This is a genomic window from Geodermatophilus obscurus DSM 43160, assembly GCF_000025345.1.
GTDB classification, from domain to species: domain Bacteria; phylum Actinomycetota; class Actinomycetes; order Mycobacteriales; family Geodermatophilaceae; genus Geodermatophilus; species Geodermatophilus obscurus.
In genome coordinates, this window is record NC_013757.1 from 3247054 (window position 1) to 3266719 (window position 19666).

Genomic DNA, 19666 nt, shown 5'->3' on the forward strand with positions numbered 1-19666 from the left:
GAACGGCCCTCCCGCAGGAGAAGGACGCCGTCCTCCTCACCCCTCGCAGGCTCGGGGTGAGCCTCGGGACGGGGCCGGGGAGCAGGAGGGTCCTCTCTCAGGACTCCGGCCCCTCCGGCTGCCGCGTGCCGTTGCCCTCCCCCTCCTCGAGGACGTCCTCGCCGGGGCCGCCGACCAGGGCGTCGTCGCCGTTGCCACCGTCGAGGACGTCGTCCCCGAGGCCGCCGACCAGGACGTCGGCCCCGCTGTCACCGGCGACCGTGTCCCGGCCGGCGCCGCCGCAGAGGACGTCGTCGGCGTTGCCGCCGTGCAGGACGTCGTCCCCGCCGAGGCCCATCACCACGTCGCGGCCGTTGCTGCCGCGCAGCACGTCGTCCCCCTCGGTGCCGCGGATCGTCGGGACGAGTCCCTGGCAGCGCTCCTCGAGGTCGATGCCGACGACCAACGGGTCGTGGTCGCTGGACCGGTACGGGTCGCCGGCGTAGAGGTCCGGGTCGCCGGTGTACTGGTAGGCGGAGGACTCGACCGAGTTGACGGCCCAGTGCGAGACACCCTCGACCTTCGCGGTCAGCGACGCGCTGGCCATCGCGTGGTCCAGCGAGCCGGACAGCCCGTCGAACACGTAGCTGTACCGGCCGGGGTCGAACTCCTCGCCGAGGTCGGTGTACCCGGCCTCCCGCAGGGACTCGACGGGGTCCTCCCGGCTGTAGGCGTTGAGGTCGCCCATGAGGACGACGTCGGGGTCGCCGGTCTCCTCGGCCAGCCGCCCGGCGAAGGCGGCCACCGACTGCGCCTGCCGCACCCGGTCCCCGTTGAAGGCCCCCTGCCCGTCGCCGGAGTCGGCGTTGTCGTCGCCCGACTGCGGCGGCTCGCTGTCGTTCTTGGACTTGAAGTGGTTGGCGACCACGGTGAGGACGTCGCCGTCCTTGCTGAACGTCTGCGCCTGCGGCTCGCGGGCGTTGCCCCACACGCTCTCGTCGGCCAGGCCGACCGGCTCCCCGACCGGCCGGACGACGTCGGCGCGGTAGACGATCCCGTTGCGGATGACGTCGCGGTCGACGGCGTAGAGGTCCCGCGGCATCGGGACGAACGCCCACACGTCCGCCCCGGCGGCCTCGTCGAGCCGGTCCACCAGGTCGGCCAGCGCGGTGTCGGCGTTGCCGGGCGTCCAGCCGGTGGAGTCGGTGTCCTCGACCTCCAGCAGCGTGACGACGTCGGCCTCCAGCGCGGTGATTGCGCTGACGATCTTGTCGGCCTGCTTCTCGAACTGGGCGGCGCCGCGGGCGCCGCGGGCGTCCGGGCCGGTCCAGGTGAGGAAGTAGTTGAGCACGTTGAAGGTGCCCAGCCGCACGTCGCCGCCGACCGGCCCGGGAGCCCCCGTCCGCGTGTCCTGCGGCGCGAGGACGCCGTCGGCGGTGCCGTCGGCCGGCTGGAGGCGCCACCCGCCGAAGCCGTGGGCCAGCACGAGCGGCTCCTCGAACCGGACGACGTCCCCGACCCGCACCGGCGACGACGGCGACAGGTACGGCCGGTCGCGCACGCTGGTCGAGTCGTCCCGCCCGTCGTCGAGCACGATCCTGCGGGCGGCGTTGGCGGTGGCGACCGCGGCGGCCTCCTCGGTGCCCGGCCGGGCCAGCTCGGTCGGCTGCACGAGGACGCCGCCCTCGGACAGCGTCAGCTCGCCGTAGCGGGTGAGCGCGAAGACCTCGCTCACGGTGAGGGGTCGGCCGGCTCGACGCGCATCCCCTCCAGCCGCTCGCGGACGTCGTCCCCCGCGGGCAGGTCGAGGGGCGCGGCCCCGGGCTCGGGCAGCAGGTCGTCCCCGCAGACGGCGACGTCGGTCGGCGCGGTGACCTGCGTCTGGCCATGGGACTCGCCCGGCACGCCGGTGACCGCGACCTCGTCGCCGAGCGCGACCGGGACGGTGCTGAGGACGAAGACGCCGTCGGACGTGGCGGCGTCGTCGTCCCCGGCGTCCTGCAGGTGGAAGCCCTCGAGGCCGCCCTCGCCCTGCAGGTCGCCCACGACGGTGCCCCGCACGGTGACCGTCCGCCCGGCCAGCGGCGTCGCCGCGCCACTGCCCTGGACCGCGCCGATCGCCGTGCCCCCGCCCGCGGGGACGCCGCAGGGGTCCGTCGCCGGGACCTGCGGCCGGGTGGTGGCCGGGTCGACCACGCCGCGGGTGCTCGGGGCGGCGGCCTGCCACCGGAGCTCCCCGGTGCCGGTGTCGACCAGCCGGGACAGTGACCGGCCCTCCGGGACACCATCCTCCGCGACGCCGATGTCGGTGCTCGTGGTGCCGGCGGCCGGACCGCTCGTGGCGGCGACGACCCCCTCGTAGGACAGGAACTCCACGACCGCGCCGCCCTGCACCAGCGCGAGGCCGTCCGGGCTGCCGTTCTGGAGGCCGGGTGCGTCGACGGCCACGGCCCCCGGCGCACCGGCCGGCGCAGGGACGGCCGGCAGGTCCAGCGTCGCGTAGGGGGCACCGCCGGCGCCGTTGTAGAGGACGACCGACAGGCCTGCGGACGTGGTGCCGGGCGGGATGGTGACCTCGACGAACTCCCCGCTGTCGGCACCGGTGTCGTCGTAGTGGACCTCCGAGACGTACGGCGCGGTCGGGGCGGCCGACGCCAGGGCCGGCAGAGCGACGACGGCGAGGGAGACGGCGGTGGCGCCCACGGCGGCGCGCGCGGCTCCGCGGCCCGGACGGTGTGCTGGTGTGTGCACGGTGGAGGACCTCCGGTGAGCGGCGGGGACGACCGGACGCCGCGGGCGCGACGTGGACACGGTGGTGACGTTAGGTGAGCGACCGATGACACGCCCAACGGAGATCACGAGTTCCGCAGCGTCACCGCATCCGACACCTGTGGGGCCCTCGGGGAAGGCGTCGTCCGCCGTGGTCACCGGCCCGGCGGCCCGCCGCCCACCGGGGCGCTCGCGTCGAACAGGCGTTCGACCTCGTGCGACACTCTGCCCGTGGCTGGCGGCATGCACCCCGGGCGGTCCGGTCGCTCCCTCGGCGAGCGCGCGGCGCGCTCGGGCGTCGGCCGACCGGAGCCGCCGGCGCCGCCCCGCCCGGCGGACCCGGCACCCCGGGAGGGTCGCGCGCGCGGCCGGCACTGCTGGGTGCACGACCCGCCCGGCGCCCCCGGCGTGTGGCCGGGGCTGCTCGTCGAGTGGCGGCAGGCCGACGGCGCCTGGCAGGGCCGGGTGACCTACGCCGTCGCCGGGGCGCAGGGGACGGTGCTCGTCGAGGCCTGGGTCCCCGCCACGCTGCTCGAGCAACGTTGATCGCGGGTTACCGTCGTCGCCGGGTGGCTATGGCCTCTCCCGACGCACCGTCCCCGACGAAGTGGAGAGACCCGTGAGCGAGCCCGACCGTCCGAACCTCGACGACGTCATGACCCCCACCGAGTCGGCTCCGCGCGACCGCCAGCAGCACGCCGGGGGCTACACCCGCTCCGACGACGAACTGCAGCACCGCACGGAGCAGGAGCGGCAGATGGTGGACTCCGACGACGCCGACCCCGCCGGCGCGGACACCCACTCCGCCACCGACTGACCTGCGGTGACGGTGCGCTTCCGTTGAGCCCCCTCGGACCCGGGGACGTCGCCTGCTGGGTGCTCAAGTCCACCCGCCCGCCGGAGCTGATCGAGCCCGGCTGGCGGGTGGGCACGGCCCGTGAGCTGACCCGCTGCGTCCGGCGCTCCTACCGGCTGGACCTCGTGCGCCCCGGCCAGCCCTGCCTGCTGTGGATCAGCGGCCGCACCGCCCCCGGTGTGCACGCGCTCGGCGAGGTGACCGGCGAGGCCGAGGAGCGCGACGGCGGCCCGGTCGTCGCCGTCCGGCTGACCCGCCTGCCCTCCCCCGTCGCGCGCGCCGACCTGCTGGCCGACCCCGCCGCCCGGGACGCCGAGGTGCTGCGGATGCCGGCCGGCAGCAACCCCTCGTGGCTGTCCCCGGAGCAGTACGCCGCCGTCCTCGCCCACCTGCCCCCGCGCCCGGACGCCGCGCTGGGACCATGGCCGACGTGACTCCCACCCGGTACCGCTGGGGCGCGATCGCCTGGCTGCTGACGCTGCAGTTCTTCGTCGTCGAGACCGTCGTCCAGCTGCAGACCGGCGTCGCCCACAGCCGCGCCGACGACGTCATCAGCCAGCTGGGCACGTCGGCCTCCGCGGCGCCGCTGCTGATGAACGCCTCGTTCGTCGTCCAGGGCCTGCTGATCGGCGCCGGCGCCGTCCTGCTGTGCCCGGCCCTGACCGGCCTCGGCGGCCGGCTGGCCGCCGCCTTCCTCACCGCGGCCGCGGTCGGCGTGGTGCTCGTCGGGCTCTTCCCGCTCGACGGGCAGGAGGACCTGCACCAGGCCGGCGCCGGGCTGCACCTGGTCGGCGGGGGCCTCACGCTGCTGGCCCTGGCCTATGCCGTCCGGCCGCGCTCGGAGGCCCTGGGGACGGGGCTGGCGCTGCTGGGCCTGCTGAGCACCGCGATGACCGTCTTCTTCGCCCTCGGCATCACCTCGTTCCTCGGCGAGGGCGGTACCGAGCGCGCGTCGGCCTACCCGGTCCCGATCGGGTTGGCGCTGGCCGGCGCCGGGCTCTGGGCGCTCGGCCGGCGCCCGCAGACCGAGCCGCGCCCGTCCCGCCGCGAGCTGCGCGCCCGGGAGCGGGTCGAACGCGCCGAGCGCGCCAGGGAGCGGGACGCGGCGCTGGAGGCCGCGGTCGGCCTGCCCGACCCCACCCGGCCGCAGCGCACCCCCGCCGACGCCGAGCCGGACGACGACGACTTCGACCCCGAGGACCCCTGGGCCGCCTCCCGCCGCCACACCTGAGAGGACCACCCTCCTCGGGCTCCCTGCCGGGTCCCGCCGGCCCCGTTCCGGGCTTCGCTCTGAGCCTGCGGAGGGGGCAGAACGGGGTCCTCCGTCACCGCGCCGACTCGAACCGGAGGACGTCGCTGACCGGGCGCCGTCCGGAGACGCTCCCGCCCCGGGTCGACGGGTAGCCCATCCGCAGCAGCATCTGCGGATGGCCGATCAACGAGAGCCTGGCGCGCATCCGGGTGCGAGTGACCGGCCAGTCCAGCGCCTGGGTCAGCGGCGAGGCCGCCAGGCCCTCCGTCGTCGCGGTCAGCAGCAGCCGGCCCAGTGCCCGCCCGGCGAGCAGCCACGCCGTCGCGTCGTCGCCGTCGGTCCCCAGCAGGACGACGGTCGGACGCTCCACCTCCGGCGGTGGCGCCGCCGGGTCGCCGGGCGGCAGGAAGGTGTGCGGCGCGCGGCTGCCGGCCACGAAGTCGCGGACGAGCCAGTTCGACGGCCGCGTCGCCGGGTCCTCCTCCGGTACCGCGCCGACCGGGATGCCGTCCACCGCGGCCGGGTCGGTCCGCAGCCACCGCTCGAGCTCGGCGAGGTAGCCGGGGTCGCTGCGCTCCAGCTCCTCGGCACGGGAGACGAGGAAGGCGGTGGCGACCTCCTCCTCGGAGCCGGTGACCGCCTTCAGCCAGACCCCGAGCCGCCCGGCGTCGGCCGCGAACCGCTCGACCACCTCGTCGGGGACGGCGCGCGGCAGGAACGGCGCCCGCTCGGTGTGCCGGCGGGCGATCGCCTCGGCCAGGGCCGTGTCCGCGGGCGTGACGTCGCAGGTCGCCCCGGCGCGCACGGTGGCCAGGTGGTCGGGGTCCTCGGGCGTGGGCAGCAGCTCGACGTCCGCCTCGACGCCCGTGGCGCGCAGCGCGACGGCGGCAAACTCCGCGGCCACACCGCAGCTGATCACCTGCTGCCGGCCGGTCGGGTCGAGGACCGGCAGCGCCCGCTCGCGGTCCCGGTGCAGGTCCAGCCGGTCGCCGGCAGCGGTGAAGCGCCACGGCTGGGTGTTGTGCACCGACGGCGCCCGGGTGGCGGCGGCCACCACCGCCGTCCACTGCTGCTGGTCCATCCCCGCTCCTCCACGCTCGGGGCCGACGACCACCGTGGCCCGCCCCCCTGCCTAGCGGATCAGCGGCCACAGGTCGACGGTCGCGAGCCCCTCCCGATCCCGGCGCCGCCGGAGGACGATGCGCGCCATGAGCTCACCTGACACCGGCGTCCGGAGCCCGCACGTCCTCGTCGGCTACGACGGGTCGCCCAGCGCGGTGAACGCGATCGAGGCGGCCGCCACGCTGCTGCCCACGGCCACCGCCTCGATCCTGAACCTGTGGGAGCCGCCGTTCACCTCCCCCGAGCTGCGGCACCGCGTCATGGAACGCGCCTCCAACGCCGAGGCGCTGGGCCGGCTGGTGGAGACCGAGGGCAGGGCCGAGTCCGAACGACTGGCCGGCAACGGCGTGAAACTCGCCCGGGCCGCTGGGTGGGACGCCGAGCCGCTGGTCAAGCGCACCTACGGCGGCGACGGTTACGCGTTCGCCCGCACCGCCGAGGAGCTCGACGCCGACCTGATGGTCGTCGGCTCACGCGGGATGAGCGGTATGCGCGCCTCGATGGGCAGCGTCTCGGAGCTGGTGGTGCACGTCAGCCCGGTGCCGGTCCTCGTCATCCCGCACCCGCTGACCACGGTGGAGTGGGCGGCGGTGGAGTCCGGGCCGGTCGTCGTCGGCAACGACGCCTCGGAGCACGCGCAGCGGGCGCTCACCGCGGCCACCACGCTGTTCGCGCACCGGACGCGGCTGATGGTCACCGTCGAGGAGTCCGTGGGCTCCCCCGCCCCGTCCCCCGTCGAGGGCACCCAGCTGGTCACCGTCCGCTGCTCCGGGCGGGCCGGCCGGCCGCGGGCCACCGCGGCGACCCTGGCCGACGAGGCCGCCCGTCGCCGCGCGGCGGTGGTCGTCGTGGGCAGCCGCGGCCGCGGGGGCGCCCGCGACACCCTGGTCGGCCACGTCACCCGCGCGCTGCTGCACTGTGCGCACCGGCCGGTGCTCGTCGTCCCGTCCCGGCCCGCGAGCTGAGCCGGCCGCCCTGCGGGGTCCCGCCGCGAGCCTGCGAGTGGTGGGGGCCGGGGGTCCTCCCTCAGGCGCCCGCGCCCGCGCCGGCCCGCTGCACCTGCGGCCGGCGCACCGGCGCGCGCCGGCGGGACAGCGCCACGCCGGCCAGGCACACCCCGCCGCCGACGACGGCCAGGGCCGGCGGCACCTCGGCGAGCAGCAGCCAGCCCATGAGCACCACCAGCGGCGGCACGAGGTAGGTGGTGACACCGAGCCGCCCCGCACCGGTCCGCGCCAGGGCGTACGCCCACGTGCTGAACGCCAGCGCGGTCGGCACCGCGCCCAGGTGGACCAGCCCGGCGACCGACCCGCACGGCGCCTGCCCCAGCTCCGCGGCGAGCGACCCCGCTGAGGGCAGGCAGCACAGCGTGCCGATGGCGCACGCGGTGAACGTGACCTGCAGCGGGGGCAGTCGGCGCAGCACCGACTTCTGCGCCACGACGCCGACCGCGTACGTGACGGCGGCGACCAGGCAGAGCACCACGCCTCCGGCGTCGGCGTCACCACCGCGGGTGGCCACGCCGATCAGCAGCACGCCGGCGAAGGCGACCGCCAGGCCGGCGACCAGCCACCGCGGCAGCCCCTCCCCCAGCCAGAGCCCGGCCAGAACGGCGATGAGGATCGGCCCGACGTTGACCAGCATCGCCGTCGTCCCGGCGTCCAGGTGCTGCTCGGCCGCGTTGGGCGCGACGTTGTAGACGCCGAACCAGCCGACCCCGCAGACCGCGAGGAGCCGCCACTCGCGCCCGGTGGGCGCCACCCACGGACGCCGGGGGACGCCCAGCAGCGCGCCGAGCACCGCGGTGCCGACCAGCAGCCGGCCCAGCGCCAGCGGCCCGGCGAGAGGTCGGCCCCCACGGCGCGGATGGCGACGAACGCCGACGCCCAGGCCAGGACGGTGGCGACGACGGCGGCCAGCACGGGGACGGCGGAGCGGTGGGGCACGCAGCGACCTCGGGTCGCCAGACCGCCCCCGCCCGGCGGGTTCCGGACGTCGTCCTCTTCCTTGCGGTGCCGGGCAGTCGAAGGACCTCTCCCCCCACCTCTCGCGAGCCCGCCTCGGGCCCCGGGAGGGGGCCGGGGGTGGAGGGGTCCTTCTTCAGCCGCGCAGGTGCTCGGCGTAGGTGCGCCGTCCGCGCGGGCCCCCGGTGGGCAGCGCAGCGCCGTCCCGGACGGCGGCCGACAGCCGGCCGGGCACCGGCGTGGCCACCACGTGGGTGCCCGGCTCGCGGGCGGCGGCCCACGCCCGCGCGACCTCCGCCGCGGTCAGCTCCTCCGGCCCGCCGAACTCGACGACGCCCCCGGCCGGCGACCCGACCCCGACCTCGGCGGTGTGGGCGGCGGCGTCGGCGACGTCGACCGGCTGCAGCCGCCAGCCCATCGGCACCGGCAGCAGCGGGCCGCGCCGGGCGGTGTCCAGCAGCTGGTCGACGAAGTCGTGGAACTGGGTGATCCGCAGCAGCGTCACGGGAAGCCCCGAGGCCAGCAGCACCTGCTCGGCGGCGTACTTGGCGTGGTAGTAGCCGTAGGGGACGCGGTCGACCCCGACGATCGAGACGAAGACGAGGTGGCGCAGCCGGTCCCGGTCCACCGCCTGCACCAGCCGCCGCGTCCCGGCGACGTCGGCCTCCCAGTAGTCGCCGCGCGCGTCACTGGCCGCGTGCACCACGACCTCCGCGCCGGCCAGCGCCGCCGGCAGGTCACGGCCGGTTGCCAGGTCGCCGCGCACCCCGCCCGGCCCGGTCCCGCGACGCGACATCCGCCGCACCCCATGGCCGCCGTCGCTCAGTCGCTCGACGACGAGCCGGCCGAGCCGCCCCGTCCCACCCGTCACCAGAACGTCCATGCGCTGCAGTCTGGCCGGACCGGTCCGTCGCGGCGTGGCGGAGCCGCGGCATCTCACATGCGAGATACCGTGACCGCTCGTGACGGTCACCGAACCCACCACCGACAGCGCCGGCACCCCGGCGCACGAGGTCAGCGCCGGCGGCCCGGCGCACGAGTCCAGCGCCATGCAGCGCATCGGCATGCTCGTCCGCGACGCCCGGCGGCACCGCGGGCTCACCCAGCAGCAGCTCGCCGAGCGGCTCGGCACCAGCCAGAGCGCCGTCGCCCGCATCGAGCAGGGCGGGCAGAACCTCACCCTCGAACTGCTCGGCCGGCTCTCCGAGGCGCTCGAGCGTGAGCTGTTCAGCGTCGGCCCGTCCGGCCCCACCCACCTGCGGGTCTCCGGCGGCGTGCCGCTGCGCGGCAGCGTGACCGTGAAGTCCTCCAAGAACGCCGCCGTCGCGCTGCTGTGCGCCGCCCTGCTCAACCGCGGCCGGACGACGCTGCGCAACGTGGCCCGGATCGTGGAGGTCGAGCGGATCCTCGACGTGCTGCGCTCGATCGGCGTCTCGGCGACCTGGGACACGGCCGGCCGCGACCTCACCCTCGTCGTCCCCGAGCAGCTGGACCTCGCCGGCATCGACGCCGACGCCGCCCGCCGGACCCGCAGCATCATCATGTTCCTCGGCCCGCTGCTGCACCGGGCGCCGTCGTTCGACCTGCCCTACGCCGGCGGTTGCGACCTGGGCACCCGCACCGTCGAGCCGCACATGATCGCGCTGCGCCCCTTCGGGCTGGAGGTCGAGGCCCGCGGCGGCAGCTACCACGCCGCGGTCACCGCGCCGGGCACGGCGGACCGCACCATCGTGCTGACCGAGCGGGGCGACACCGTCACCGAGAACGCGCTGCTGGCCGCGGCCCGCACCGACGGGACGACGACCATCCGCAACGCCAGTTCCAACTACATGGTCCAGGACCTCTGCCTGTACCTGCAGCTGCTCGGCGTCGGCGTCGAGGGGCTCGGCACCACCACCCTCGTCGTGCACGGGAAGCCGGTGCTCGACGCCGACGTCGACTACACGATCAGTGAGGACCCGGTCGAGGCGATGAGCCTGCTGACCGCCGGCATCGTCACCGACTCGGAGCTGACCGTGTGCCGGGCGCCGATCGAGTTCCTCGAGGTGGAGCTGGCCACCCTCGCCGAGATGGGGCTGCGCTACCGCCTGTCGCCGGAGTACCTGGCCGACAACGGGCACACCCGGCTGGTCGACGTCACCATCTCCCCGTCGGAGCTCAAGGCGCTGATCGACAAGATCCACCCGATGCCGTTCCCGGGCCTCAACATCGACAACCTGCCGTTCTTCGCCGTCATCGCGGCCGCGGCAACCGGCTCGACGCTGATCCACGACTGGGTCTACGACAACCGGGCCATCCACCTGTCCGACCTGACCCGGCTCGGTGCCGACGTCCGGCTGCTCGACCCGCACCGGGTGCTGGTGACCGGCCCGACCCACTGGTCCAGCGCCGAGGTGGTCTGCCCGCCGGCGCTGCGCCCGGCGGTGTGCATCCTGCTGGCGATGCTCGCGGCCAAGGGGACGTCGGTGCTGCGCAACGTCGACATCATCGCCCGCGGCTACGAGCAGCTCTACGAGCGGCTGGTCGAGATGGGCGCCCGCATCGAGGTCTTCCACGATTGAGGACCACCCTTCCCCCCACGCCTCGCACGCTCGGCGCGGGCCCCTGGAGGGCGGCCGTTCCGGTCCGTCACCGCTCCTGGTCGGTGGGGCGGACCAGGACCTCGTTGACCGCCACGTGCGGCGGCTGGGTGACCACGTAGACGATCGCGCGGGCGACGTCCTCGGGTCGCAATGACCGCATGCCCTCGGAGTGCGCCAGCGCGGCCGCCTTCGCCTCGGGCTGGGTGATGTGCGAGCGCAGCTCGGTCTCGACGGCACCGGGCTCGACCAGGGAGATCCGCACGCCCCGGGCGGTCACCTCCTGGCGCAGCGACTCGCTGAAGGCGTTCACCGCCCACTTGCTGGCGTTGTAGACGCCGGCTCCGGCGCGGGCGGTGCGGCCGGCGGTGCTGGAGATGTTCACGATGTCGCCCGAGCCCTGCTCGAGCATCCCGTCGATCGCGGCGTGCGTCGGGTACATCACGCCGAGCACGTTGGTGTCGAGCATGCGCCGCCAGTCCTCGGGATCGGCGCCGACGATCGTGCCCAGCAGCATCACGCCGGCGTTGTTCACCAGGACGTCGAGCCCGCAGAGCTTGGCCCGGGTGCGGGCGACCGCGTCGCGGCAGGACGCCTCGTCGGTGACGTCGAGGTCGAGGGGGACGACCTTCCCGCCGGCGTCGGAAAGCCGCGCGGCGAGGTCGTCGAGCCGGTCCCGTCGGCGTGCCCCGATGGCGACGGCGGCACCGGCCTCGACCAGGGCCACGGCGGTGGCCTCCCCGATCCCCGACGACGCGCCGGTGACCAGCGCGACCTTGCCGGACAGCGGGCGGGCGACCTCGCTCACTGCTCACCTCCGGGCTCGTTCCGCCCCTCGCTCGCTGGCGCTCGCTGCGATGCTCGCTCGCCCGTCGTCTTCCCGACGCTCATGCGACGACCTCCTCGAGTGGCCGCCGGGCGCGGCCGTCGCCCCAGCCTCGACGATGCCGCTGGTCCCGGCAGCGCGGAGCAGCTCAGCCCGGAGGCAGGGTGACGCCGAAACCGCGGACGGCGAGCCGCACCAGCACCGGACCGGGCCGCAGCAGGTCGTCGACCCGGGCCGCGGCGACGGTCTCCAGCTCGGCCAGCCGCCGGGCGTGCGCCTCCGGTCCCCGGCGGCGCGCTGCGTCGAGCTGCCGGGCGTTGGCCCACACCTTCCGCCGGGACTCGCGCAGGAAGACCTGGCTGGCGGTCCGGTTGACCGGCGCCAGCAGCCGGTCCAGGCGGGTCCGTCGTCCCCCGGCGCGGTGCAGCTCGGCGTCCTCGGCGGCGACCCGGGAGGCGAGGACCCGGTCGATCCGCTCGTGGTCGCGCCGGCGGAGGTCCGACGTCGCCGGGTCGTCGAACCCGGCCGGCGGGATGACCCGCACCAGCGACTGCGGCAGGTCGAGGTTGATGTGCGCGTTCATGCCGAGCAGCACGTGCGCCTCCGGCGGGAGGTCCGGCCGCGCGCCGAAGGCGTGCCGCCACGGCCGGGGCGCGGACGCCGGGTCCCGGCGGTGCGCGGTCAGCGCGTCGAGGTACAGGCCGGCGAAGTCGACGTCCCACTCCTCGACCCAGGCCGGGTCCTCGAAGGCGCCCGCGTCGATCGCCGCCCCGACCGCCTGCGTGGTGCGCAGGTAGACGCCGAGGAAGAAGCGGCCGGGGTCGCGGTCGGCCTCCAGCGACCCGAGCAGCTCCTCCATGTGCGCGACGAGCGCACCGACGGCCTCGGTCATGCCGCGGCCCCGTTGCAGGGGCCCGCCGCGAGCATGCGAGCGGTCGGACGGCCCCGGTGCAGGGTCCCGTCACGAGCCTGCGAGTGGTGGGGGGCAGCGGGGTCCTTCACGGGGTCCTTCGTCAGATGAGCGCGTCGAGGCCGTCGTCCGGGGGCAGCGTCATCGCGGCGTCCACCGGTGGGCGGTGCGGCTGGTCCAGGCCGCGCATCCGGGCAGCGTGCAGGGCCAGCAGCAGGTTCAGCCGCAGCGTCGGGTCGGTGGTGAAGGGCCCGAGCAGCCGCTCGAGCTTGCCGATCCGATAGCGCATCGTGTTGTAGTGAAAGTGCAGCCGCCGGGCGGACTCCGCGACGTTGAGGTTGGTCTCCAGCAGCACCCGCAGCGTCTCGCGCAGGTCCGCGGAGTCCGGGTCGCCGGCGTCGGCGAGGGTGCCCAGCACCTCGTCGACGTAGTTGCGCAGCTCGGTGCTGTCCGGGATCAGCGACAGCAGCCGGAAGACGCCGAGCTGGTCGAAGTGCGTGACCGCCTGCGGCCCGTGGATCTCCTGGCCGACACCGAGGGCCCGGGAGGCCTGCTGGTGCGCCTCGCCCAGCGCCGACAGCGAGCCGGCCGGGCGGCCGATGCCGGTGCCGAGCACCCGCCCGACGCGGCGCACCCGGGCGTTGACCCGCCCGGTCACCGCGGTCACCAGCGAGGTGATCTCCTCCGGCGTCCGCCCGTCGAGCGGCAGCACGGTGACGATCTCGGTCGACAGGCCGGCCACCGCCGCGCCGGAGACCTCGGTCTCCAGGGCGGCGCGCCAGCCGTCGGCCAGCCGGTCGAGGACGTCGAGGGCCCGGGTCGGGTCGGCCTGCGGGTCGGCGGCGGTCTCGGTGGCGGTCACCAGGACGACGACCGGGCCGTCGAGCCGCCAGCCGAAGGAGCGGGTCTGCGCCAGCGCCCGCTCGGTGTGCCGCAGGGCCCCGGCGACCAGCCGGCGCACCAGGTCGCCCTGGAAGCGCAGCTCGACCGAGTGCACCGCCTGCTGGCGGATGACCGACAGCGCCGAGACGACCGCCGCCCGCTCCAGCACCGCACCGGCGCCGACCAGCATCGGCCCGCTCCGGTGGACCGCCACCAGCCAGCCGTGCCGCTGGTCGCCGGCCATGATCGGGGCGACCGCGTACTCCCCCACCCCGCCCGGCAGCTCGTGGTGCCCGGGGACGAGCAGGATGCCGTCGGCCGGTGAGAGGTCGGCGTCGGCGAGCACGTCGGCCGGGGTGACGACGATCTGGTCGGCGCGCAGGCCCGAGAGCCGGCGGGACGGCGCCATCATCGCCATCTCGTCCTCGGCCTCGGCGTCCAGCAGCCACAGCCAGTCACTGATCTCCGCGACGTCCTCACGCGGGCCGGCGCTGGTGACGATCTCCCGGTCGGGTCCCAGGCCCAGGACGGCGGCGCCCTCCAGCGAGTGCGCGAGCTGCTCGGTGACCTCGGCCAGGCCGCCGCCGCTGAGCGCCACGTCGATGAACTGGTCGTGCATGCGGTTGGACAGCGCCAGCGCCTCGCTCTGCTTGCCGATGACGGCGCCGAGAACCTCGGAGAGGACCTCGCCCATCCGCACGGAGGCCGGCAGCGCGAGCACCGGCAGCGCGCGACGGTCTGCCTCCGTGAGCACGTCGGCCGGCACGGGCGGGGGCGCCTCGGTCTGGCGGTAGGCCAGCGCCGCGGTGCCCATGGAGTCCAGCCGCTCGACCAGCGCGCGGCAGTTGGCGGCGTCGGCCGGCGGCAGCCGCGCGCCGAGGACGACGAGGACGTCGGGGCCGGCGACGGCCAGCGGGTCGGCGGGGTCGTCGACCACCATGTAGCGGACGACGCGGTCCAGTCCCCCGTCCCCGGCGACGACCTCGGTCCCCGCCAGGCCGGGCAGCCGCAGCGCCTCGGCCAGGGTCAGACCCAGCCGCTCCTGCCAGCTGGGCCGCTCACCGCGGCTCTCGGTCACCGACGCCTCCGCTGTCGACAAGTGACGCCGGGACGAGACCAAGCCCTCACCCAGCGTGGGGACGATGAGCGAGGCTTCACCCTGGGTCACGACGCTCACCTTCTCAGTTGCTGATGCACACGGTCATACCTCGGCACTCTGTCAGGAGTGCCTGGACGCGACATCCCATTCTTGGCGACTTCCGCCATACTTGGGCGTGCGACGCGCCGCTTAGGTTCGAGACCCGGTTCCACCCCGCCCGGTGGATGGTAGGCCGGTTCCCCTCCCAGGGTGCCGCCCAGCCCCTCCAGCGGTTGGGGCAGGGCCTGGGCGGGGGGTCTCGAACCGACGGCGCCTCCCGTGGTCTCCAGCGTGAAGAGGTCGCCATGCGCACCATCGACCAGACCGCAGGCCCGGGCGGGAGCCGCCCCGGGGCTCAGACGCCCCCGCGCGGCCACGCCGCGCGGGCCGGACTCCCGACCATCCCCCTGCCGCGCGAGTCCGCCCAGGCGACCGCGCGCACCGCTCCCCCCGCCCGTGCCGCGACCGCCGTGCCCGCCTCCGCGAGCACCGGTGTCGCCGACCTCCTGCGCGGCCCGGTCCGCCCCGCGCGCGTCCTGTTCAGCGTCCCCGCTGCCGTCTACCTGCAGGTGTCCACCGAGCGCGGCGGCGACGTCGTCGGCGTCCTCACCAACGACGCCGCACGGCTCCCGCTGGCCTGCGTGCTCTTCCGCCCGAGCAACAGCCGACCGCTGGTGGCGCTGCCGCCCGACGCGCCGGCCGAGGTCGGCGGCGGGCGCATCGTCGTCGGCGACCTCGCCGTCAGCGCCGCCGCCTGGTGGGACCCGCGCCCCCGGCTGCCGCGCCCGCGTCCGGCCCTGCTGCCCGAGGGCGTGCGCCAGCTGCGCAACGCCCTCTACGGCGAGGGCGTGCCGCACAGCGCCTTCACCCTCCCAGGCCTGCCGGCCGGTCCCGGTGGCCCGCTGGCCGCCCTGCGCGGCGCCGTCCGCCGGGCCGACCTCGACGCCGCGCTGCGCACGGCCACCCGGCTGATCGGCCTCGGCCCGGGGCTCACCCCGGCCGGGGACGACGTCATGGCCGGGACGATGGCGGGCCTGGTCCTGCTGGGGCACCCCGCTGCCGAGCGGTTCTCCGTCGCGGTCTCCGCGCTGGCCGCCGGCCGGACGACGGAGCTGTCGCGGGCGCTGCTGCGGCACGCCGCTGCCGGGCGGGTCAGCACCGAGTACGCCGCGGTGCTGCACGGGCTGGTCGGCGAGCGGCCGCTGGCTCCGGCGATCGACGGGCTGCTCGCCACCGGCGCCACCAGCGGCCGCGCCATGGCGCTGGGACTGTGCACCGCGATCGACCTCGTCGACCGGACCATGCGCCCCCGCTGACGAAGGACCCGTCCTCCTCATCGCTCGCGGCGAGCCTCCGGACGGGCCACCCGACGGAACGTGCGAGAGCCCCCGTCCGGCCGGACGGGGGCTCTCGTGTCTCGGGGCTCCAGGCCCGTGATCATCCGCGAGTGGCTGTCCCACACGCCGACAGCGGTCACCACCCGCTGATGATCACGGCTGACCCAGCAGCGTCATCCGCTCACAGCCGGCAGGCGTGGATGCTGGTGACCAGGATGGCGCGGGCGCCGAGCTCCCACAGCTCGTCCATCACCCGGTTGGTGTCGGTCTGGGCGACCATCGCGCGCACCGCCGACCAGCCCTCGGTCTGCAGCGGGCTGACCGTCGGCCCCTCGAGGCCCGGGGTCAGCGCGGTCGCCTTCTCCAGCAGGTCGTTGGGGCAGTCGTAGTCGAGCATCACGTACTGCCGCGCGACCAGGACCCCGCGCAGCCGGCGGCGCAGCTGCGCCACCGCCGGGATCTCCTCGGCCCCGGCCCGCCGGACCAGGATGGCCTCGCTGGTGAGCACCGGCTCACCGATGATGTGCAGCCCGGCCGCACGCAGCGTCGTCCCGGTCTCGACCACGTCGCAGACGGCGTCGGCGACGCCGAGCCGGCAGGCGGTCTCGACCGCGCCGTCCAGCTTGACCACCGACGCCGCGATGCGCTGCTCGTCGAGGTACCGCTGCAGGAGCACCGGGTAGGCCGTGGCGATCCGCCTGCCCGCCAGCTGGGCGACGGTCTCGATGGCGGACTCCAGCGGGGCGGCGAAGCGGAACGACGAGCGGCCGAAGCCCAGCGGCATGACCTCCACCGCGGCGGCGCCCTCGCCGACGGCCGGCGCGGTCTCCAGCAGCATGTCCCGGCCGGTGATGCCGACGTCGAGGGTGCCGGCGGCGACGTAGACGGCGATGTCGCGGGGCCGCAGGTAGAAGAACTCGGTGTCGCTGTCGGGGTCGTAGACGGCGAGGTCCTTGGTGCTGCGGCGCTGCCGGTAGCCGCTCTCGGTGAGCATGGCGGCCGCGGGCTCGCTCAGGACACCCTTGTTGGGCACGGCGATGCGCAGCACGGACGGACTCCTTCGGTGTCGGGGTTCGGCCCTCCTGCAGGGTCCCGCCGCTGGCTCCGTCCGGAGGCTCACCCCGAGCGTGCGAGGGGTGAGGAGGACGGGGTCCTTCCACGGTGGGGGGCAGGCGGGCCCTCTCTCAGAGGTGGGCATAGACGTCGTCCAGGGTCAGCCCGCGGGCCAGCATGAGGACCTGGACCCGGTAGAGGAGCTGGCTGACCTCCTCGGCGGTGCGCTCGGCGCCCTCGTGCTCGGCGGCCATCCAGGACTCGGCGGCCTCCTCGACGACCTTCTTGCCCGCGGAGTGCACGCCGTCGCGGACGGCCGTGACCGTTCCCGACGCCGGGTCACCGGCGGCGACCTTGGCCGAGAGCTCGGCGAACAGCTGGTCGAAGGTCTTCACGCGCGGCTCCCGTCGGCCGGTCGGATCGAGAAGCCGGTGGGCCCCGCAGGCCCGCGCAGGCCGCGCAGGGTGAGGGCGGTGGCCAGGGCGGCCACGGTCGCCTCCCAGCCCTTGTCCTCGGCCGAGCCGGGCAGGCCCGCTCGGTCGCGCGCCTGCTCCTCGGTGTCGCAGGTGAGGACGCCGTTGCCGACGGGCGTGCCGGCGTCGAGGGCGACCCGCGTGAGCCCCGCGGTGACCGCGTCGCAGACGTACTCGAAGTGCGGCGTCCCACCCCGGATGACCACACCCAGCGCGACGACGGCGTCGTGCCGCTCGGTCAGCGCCTGGGCGACCACCGGCAGCTCGACGGCGCCCGGGACCCGGACGACGGTCGGCGACGGGATCCCACTGGCGACCGCCGCGGCGACCGCGCGGTCCAGCAGCGCGCCGGTGATCTCGGCGTGCCAGGTGGTGGCCACGACGCCGATGGTCAGCCCGGTGGCGTCGACCGCCTGCGCCTCCGGTGCGCCCCTCCCACTCACGTGACCTCCTCGCCGGCGCTGGTCGGCCGCGTCCGCGGGACCGCTGCTGTGCCCATCGGTGGACCCACGACGTTCACAGCTGCTGCTCCGTCTGGCGCAGCGGGACGTCGGTGCCGGGCACGGTCGCGGCGTCGGCCGGGCCGGACTCGGTCTCCGGCTCGATGATGTCCAGCAGGTGCCCCATCCGGTCGCGCTTGGTGCGCAGGTAGGCGAGGTTCTCCGCGGTGACGTGGCTGGGCAGCGGCACCCGGCCGGTCACCCTGAGCCCGTAGCCCTCCAGCCCCGCCCGCTTGGCCGGGTTGTTGGTGAGCAACCGCATGGTGTGCACACCGAGGTCGACGAGGATCTGCGCGCCGGTGCCGTAGTCGCGCGCGTCGGCGGGCAGGCCGAGGTCGAGGTTGGCGTCGACGGTGTCGATGCCGCTGTCCTGCAGCTGGTAGGCCTGCAGCTTGTGCAGCAGGCCGATGCCCCGGCCCTCGTGCCCGCGGATGTAGAGCACGATCCCGCGGCCCTCCTGCGCCACCGCGGCCAGCGCGGCCTGCAGCTGGGGGCCGCAGTCGCAGCGCAGCGAGCCGAACACGTCGCCGGTGAGGCACTCGGAGTGCACCCGGACCAGCACGTCCTCGCCGTCGCCGACGTTCCCGTAGACGAAGGCGACGTGCTCGCGCTCGTCGTAGGAGCTGCGGTAGCCGACGGCGGTGAAGGTGCCCGGGGCCAGCGGCACGGTCGCCTCGGCCACCCGCTCGACGAGCTTGTCGAAGCGCTTCCGGTAGGCGATGAGGTCGGCGATGGAGATCAGGCACAGGTCGTGCTCGTCGGCGAAGACCCGCAGCTCGTCACCGCGGGCCATGCCGACCGGGTCCTTCTCGCTGACCACCTCGCACAGCGTGCCCGAGGGGCGCAGCCCGGCGAGCACCGCGAGGTCGACCGCGGCCTCGGTGTGGCCGGGCCGGCGCAGCACGCCGCCGTCGCGGGCGCGCAGCGGCACGATGTGCCCCGGGCGGGCCAGGTCGGTGGAGTCGGTCTCCGGCGAGGCCAGCAGCCGGATGGTGTGCGCCCGGTCGGCAGCGGAGATGCCGGTGGTCACGCCCTCGCGGGCGTCGACGGTGACGGTGTAGGCGGTGCCCCGGCGGTCCTGGTTGACCCGGAACATCGGCGGCAGGTCCAGCCGGTCGGCGTCCTCCTCGGAGACGGCCACGCAGATGTAGCCCGAGGTGTAGCGGACCATGAACGCGACCAGCTCGGGCGTGGCCAGCTCGGAGGCGAAGATGAGGTCGCCCTCGTTCTCGCGGTCCTCGTCGTCCATCACGACGACCGGGCGGCCGCTCTTGACCGCGGCGATGGCGTCCTCGACGGTGTCGAGGCGGATGGTGGCGGTCACGAACCCTCCTCGCTGGCGCTCGTCGGCTCCGTGCCCACGGGTGCTGTGTCCCTGCCCGGGCTCACCGGCTCGCTCACGCGCGTGCTCCCAACAGGCGTTCCACGTACTTGGCGATCACGTCGACCTCCAGGTTGACCGGGCTCCCGGGAGGAACGGCACCCAGCGTGGTGTCGCGCAGGGTGGTGGGGATGAGGCTGACCTCGAGCCACGGCTCGGGGTCGTCGGCGGCGCTGACGGCGCTCACGGTCAGCGAGACCCCGTCGACGGTGATCGAGCCCTTCTCGACGACGTAGCGCGCCAGCTCGGGCGGCAGCCCGACCCGCACGACCTCCCAGTGCTCGCCGGGGGTGCGGGTGAGGACGGTGCCCACGCCGTCGACGTGGCCCTGGACCAGGTGCCCGCCGAGCCGGGTGTGCGAGGTGACGGCGCGCTCCAGGTTGACCGGGTCGCCGGCGCCCAGGGCGCCCAGGCTGCTCCGGTGGAGGGTCTCGGCCATGACGTCGGTGGTCCACTCCTCGCCGTCGGATCCGGTGACGGTGAGGCAGACGCCGTTGACGGCGATGGAGTCGCCCAGCGCCACGCCCTCCAGCGCGGTGCGCGCCCGGATGCGCAGCCGGGCGGCTGTCGCCTCCCCGTCCGCCTCCCCGAGCCCTTCCCGGGCCAGCAGGGTGCCGATCTCCTCGACGATGCCGGTGAACACGC

General features: G+C 75.5%; 20 protein-coding genes. 7 read left to right on the forward strand and 13 right to left on the reverse strand.

Annotation, left to right across the window (positions count from 1 at the left end; translation table 11 throughout):
- Positions 1-97: 97 nt before the first annotated feature.
- Together GOBS_RS28240 and GOBS_RS28245 are read right to left on the reverse strand one after the other, a co-directional pair.
- Positions 98-1714 carry an ExeM/NucH family extracellular endonuclease gene (locus GOBS_RS28240; protein WP_049788314.1) on the reverse strand — a complete coding sequence of 539 codons (1617 nt, stop codon included), beginning with the start codon at positions 1712-1714 and terminating at the stop codon, positions 98-100.
- Complete coding sequence (locus tag GOBS_RS28245) at positions 1711-2682, reverse strand: single stranded DNA-binding domain-containing protein (RefSeq protein ID WP_049788317.1); 972 nt, start codon at positions 2680-2682, stop codon at positions 1711-1713. Before GOBS_RS28245 ends, GOBS_RS28240 begins: the two co-directional genes overlap by 4 nt.
- A gap of 297 nt (positions 2683-2979) precedes the next feature.
- Here GOBS_RS28245 and GOBS_RS15125 point away from each other — a divergent pair, with 297 nt between their 5' ends.
- The 4 genes from GOBS_RS15125 to GOBS_RS15140 all read left to right on the forward strand — a co-directional run bounded on the left by GOBS_RS15125 (position 2980) and on the right by GOBS_RS15140 (position 4835).
- A complete protein-coding gene (locus GOBS_RS15125) occupies positions 2980-3294 on the forward strand; it encodes a hypothetical protein (protein ID WP_243697509.1) in 315 nt (104 codons plus the stop codon).
- Between the two features lie 73 nt (positions 3295-3367).
- Positions 3368-3565, forward strand: coding sequence for a hypothetical protein (locus tag GOBS_RS15130; RefSeq protein WP_012949134.1), 198 nt, complete (start codon positions 3368-3370; stop codon positions 3563-3565).
- A 23-nt stretch (positions 3566-3588) separates the two neighbouring features.
- The gene (locus tag GOBS_RS15135) at positions 3589-4038 is read left to right on the forward strand and encodes a hypothetical protein (RefSeq protein WP_012949135.1); all 450 of its coding nucleotides are present in this window, start codon (positions 3589-3591) and stop codon (positions 4036-4038) included.
- A complete protein-coding gene (locus tag GOBS_RS15140) occupies positions 4026-4835 on the forward strand; it encodes a DUF998 domain-containing protein (RefSeq protein WP_012949136.1) in 810 nt (269 codons plus the stop codon). The genes GOBS_RS15135 and GOBS_RS15140 overlap by 13 nt, the downstream gene beginning before the upstream one ends.
- 94 nt (positions 4836-4929) lie before the next feature.
- Here the strand turns inward: GOBS_RS15140 and GOBS_RS15145 are convergent, their stop codons facing one another.
- Complete coding sequence (locus GOBS_RS15145) at positions 4930-5937, reverse strand: Acg family FMN-binding oxidoreductase (protein WP_012949137.1); 1008 nt, start codon at positions 5935-5937, stop codon at positions 4930-4932.
- A gap of 127 nt (positions 5938-6064) precedes the next feature.
- Between GOBS_RS15145 and GOBS_RS15150 the strand changes: the two genes are divergently transcribed.
- A complete protein-coding gene (locus GOBS_RS15150; RefSeq protein ID WP_012949138.1) occupies positions 6065-6943 on the forward strand; it encodes a universal stress protein in 879 nt (292 codons plus the stop codon).
- A gap of 61 nt (positions 6944-7004) precedes the next feature.
- On the opposite strand, the gene GOBS_RS15155 is transcribed toward GOBS_RS15150, so the two are convergent.
- Together GOBS_RS15155 and GOBS_RS15160 are read right to left on the reverse strand one after the other, a co-directional pair.
- Entirely contained in the window at positions 7005-7778 is a 774-nt protein-coding gene (locus tag GOBS_RS15155; RefSeq protein WP_208104303.1) for a DMT family transporter, read from the reverse strand.
- A 300-nt stretch (positions 7779-8078) separates the two neighbouring features.
- Positions 8079-8825: an SDR family oxidoreductase gene (locus GOBS_RS15160; RefSeq protein ID WP_012949139.1), complete on the reverse strand. Its 747-nt coding sequence runs from the start codon at positions 8823-8825 to the stop codon at positions 8079-8081.
- Positions 8826-8904: 79 nt separating this feature from the next.
- On the opposite strand from GOBS_RS15160, the gene GOBS_RS15165 reads away from it, so the two are divergent.
- Positions 8905-10503 carry a helix-turn-helix domain-containing protein gene (locus tag GOBS_RS15165; protein ID WP_243697510.1) on the forward strand — a complete coding sequence of 533 codons (1599 nt, stop codon included), beginning with the start codon at positions 8905-8907 and terminating at the stop codon, positions 10501-10503.
- A 67-nt stretch (positions 10504-10570) separates the two neighbouring features.
- Here the strand turns inward: GOBS_RS15165 and GOBS_RS15170 are convergent, their stop codons facing one another.
- From GOBS_RS15170 to GOBS_RS15180, 3 genes are all read right to left on the reverse strand, one after another.
- Positions 10571-11329 (reverse strand): SDR family NAD(P)-dependent oxidoreductase, encoded by a 759-nt coding sequence (locus tag GOBS_RS15170; protein ID WP_012949141.1) that lies wholly within the window; start codon positions 11327-11329, stop codon positions 10571-10573.
- Positions 11330-11495: 166 nt separating this feature from the next.
- The gene (locus GOBS_RS15175; protein ID WP_012949142.1) at positions 11496-12239 is read right to left on the reverse strand and encodes a DUF5995 family protein; all 744 of its coding nucleotides are present in this window, start codon (positions 12237-12239) and stop codon (positions 11496-11498) included.
- Between the two features lie 121 nt (positions 12240-12360).
- A complete protein-coding gene (locus GOBS_RS15180; RefSeq protein WP_012949143.1) occupies positions 12361-14217 on the reverse strand; it encodes a PucR family transcriptional regulator in 1857 nt (618 codons plus the stop codon).
- Between the two features lie 365 nt (positions 14218-14582).
- Between GOBS_RS15180 and GOBS_RS15185 the strand changes: the two genes are divergently transcribed.
- Positions 14583-15593 (forward strand): oxamate carbamoyltransferase subunit AllH family protein, encoded by a 1011-nt coding sequence (locus tag GOBS_RS15185; protein WP_012949144.1) that lies wholly within the window; start codon positions 14583-14585, stop codon positions 15591-15593.
- A 202-nt stretch (positions 15594-15795) separates the two neighbouring features.
- Here GOBS_RS15185 and hisG read toward each other — a convergent pair whose 3' ends face one another.
- From hisG to GOBS_RS15210, 5 genes are all read right to left on the reverse strand, one after another.
- The gene (gene hisG / locus GOBS_RS15190; protein ID WP_012949145.1) at positions 15796-16662 is read right to left on the reverse strand and encodes an ATP phosphoribosyltransferase; all 867 of its coding nucleotides are present in this window, start codon (positions 16660-16662) and stop codon (positions 15796-15798) included.
- Positions 16663-16798: 136 nt separating this feature from the next.
- Positions 16799-17062, reverse strand: a complete 264-nt coding sequence (locus GOBS_RS15195) for a phosphoribosyl-ATP diphosphatase (RefSeq protein WP_012949146.1) — start codon at positions 17060-17062, stop codon at positions 16799-16801.
- The gene (gene ribH, locus GOBS_RS15200; RefSeq protein ID WP_012949147.1) at positions 17059-17583 is read right to left on the reverse strand and encodes a 6,7-dimethyl-8-ribityllumazine synthase; all 525 of its coding nucleotides are present in this window, start codon (positions 17581-17583) and stop codon (positions 17059-17061) included. The genes GOBS_RS15195 and ribH overlap by 4 nt, the downstream gene beginning before the upstream one ends.
- 73 nt (positions 17584-17656) lie before the next feature.
- The gene (locus GOBS_RS15205) at positions 17657-18964 is read right to left on the reverse strand and encodes a bifunctional 3,4-dihydroxy-2-butanone-4-phosphate synthase/GTP cyclohydrolase II (RefSeq protein WP_012949148.1); all 1308 of its coding nucleotides are present in this window, start codon (positions 18962-18964) and stop codon (positions 17657-17659) included.
- A 73-nt stretch (positions 18965-19037) separates the two neighbouring features.
- Positions 19038-19664, reverse strand: a complete 627-nt coding sequence (locus tag GOBS_RS15210; RefSeq protein ID WP_012949149.1) for a riboflavin synthase — start codon at positions 19662-19664, stop codon at positions 19038-19040.
- Positions 19665-19666 lie beyond the last annotated feature (2 nt).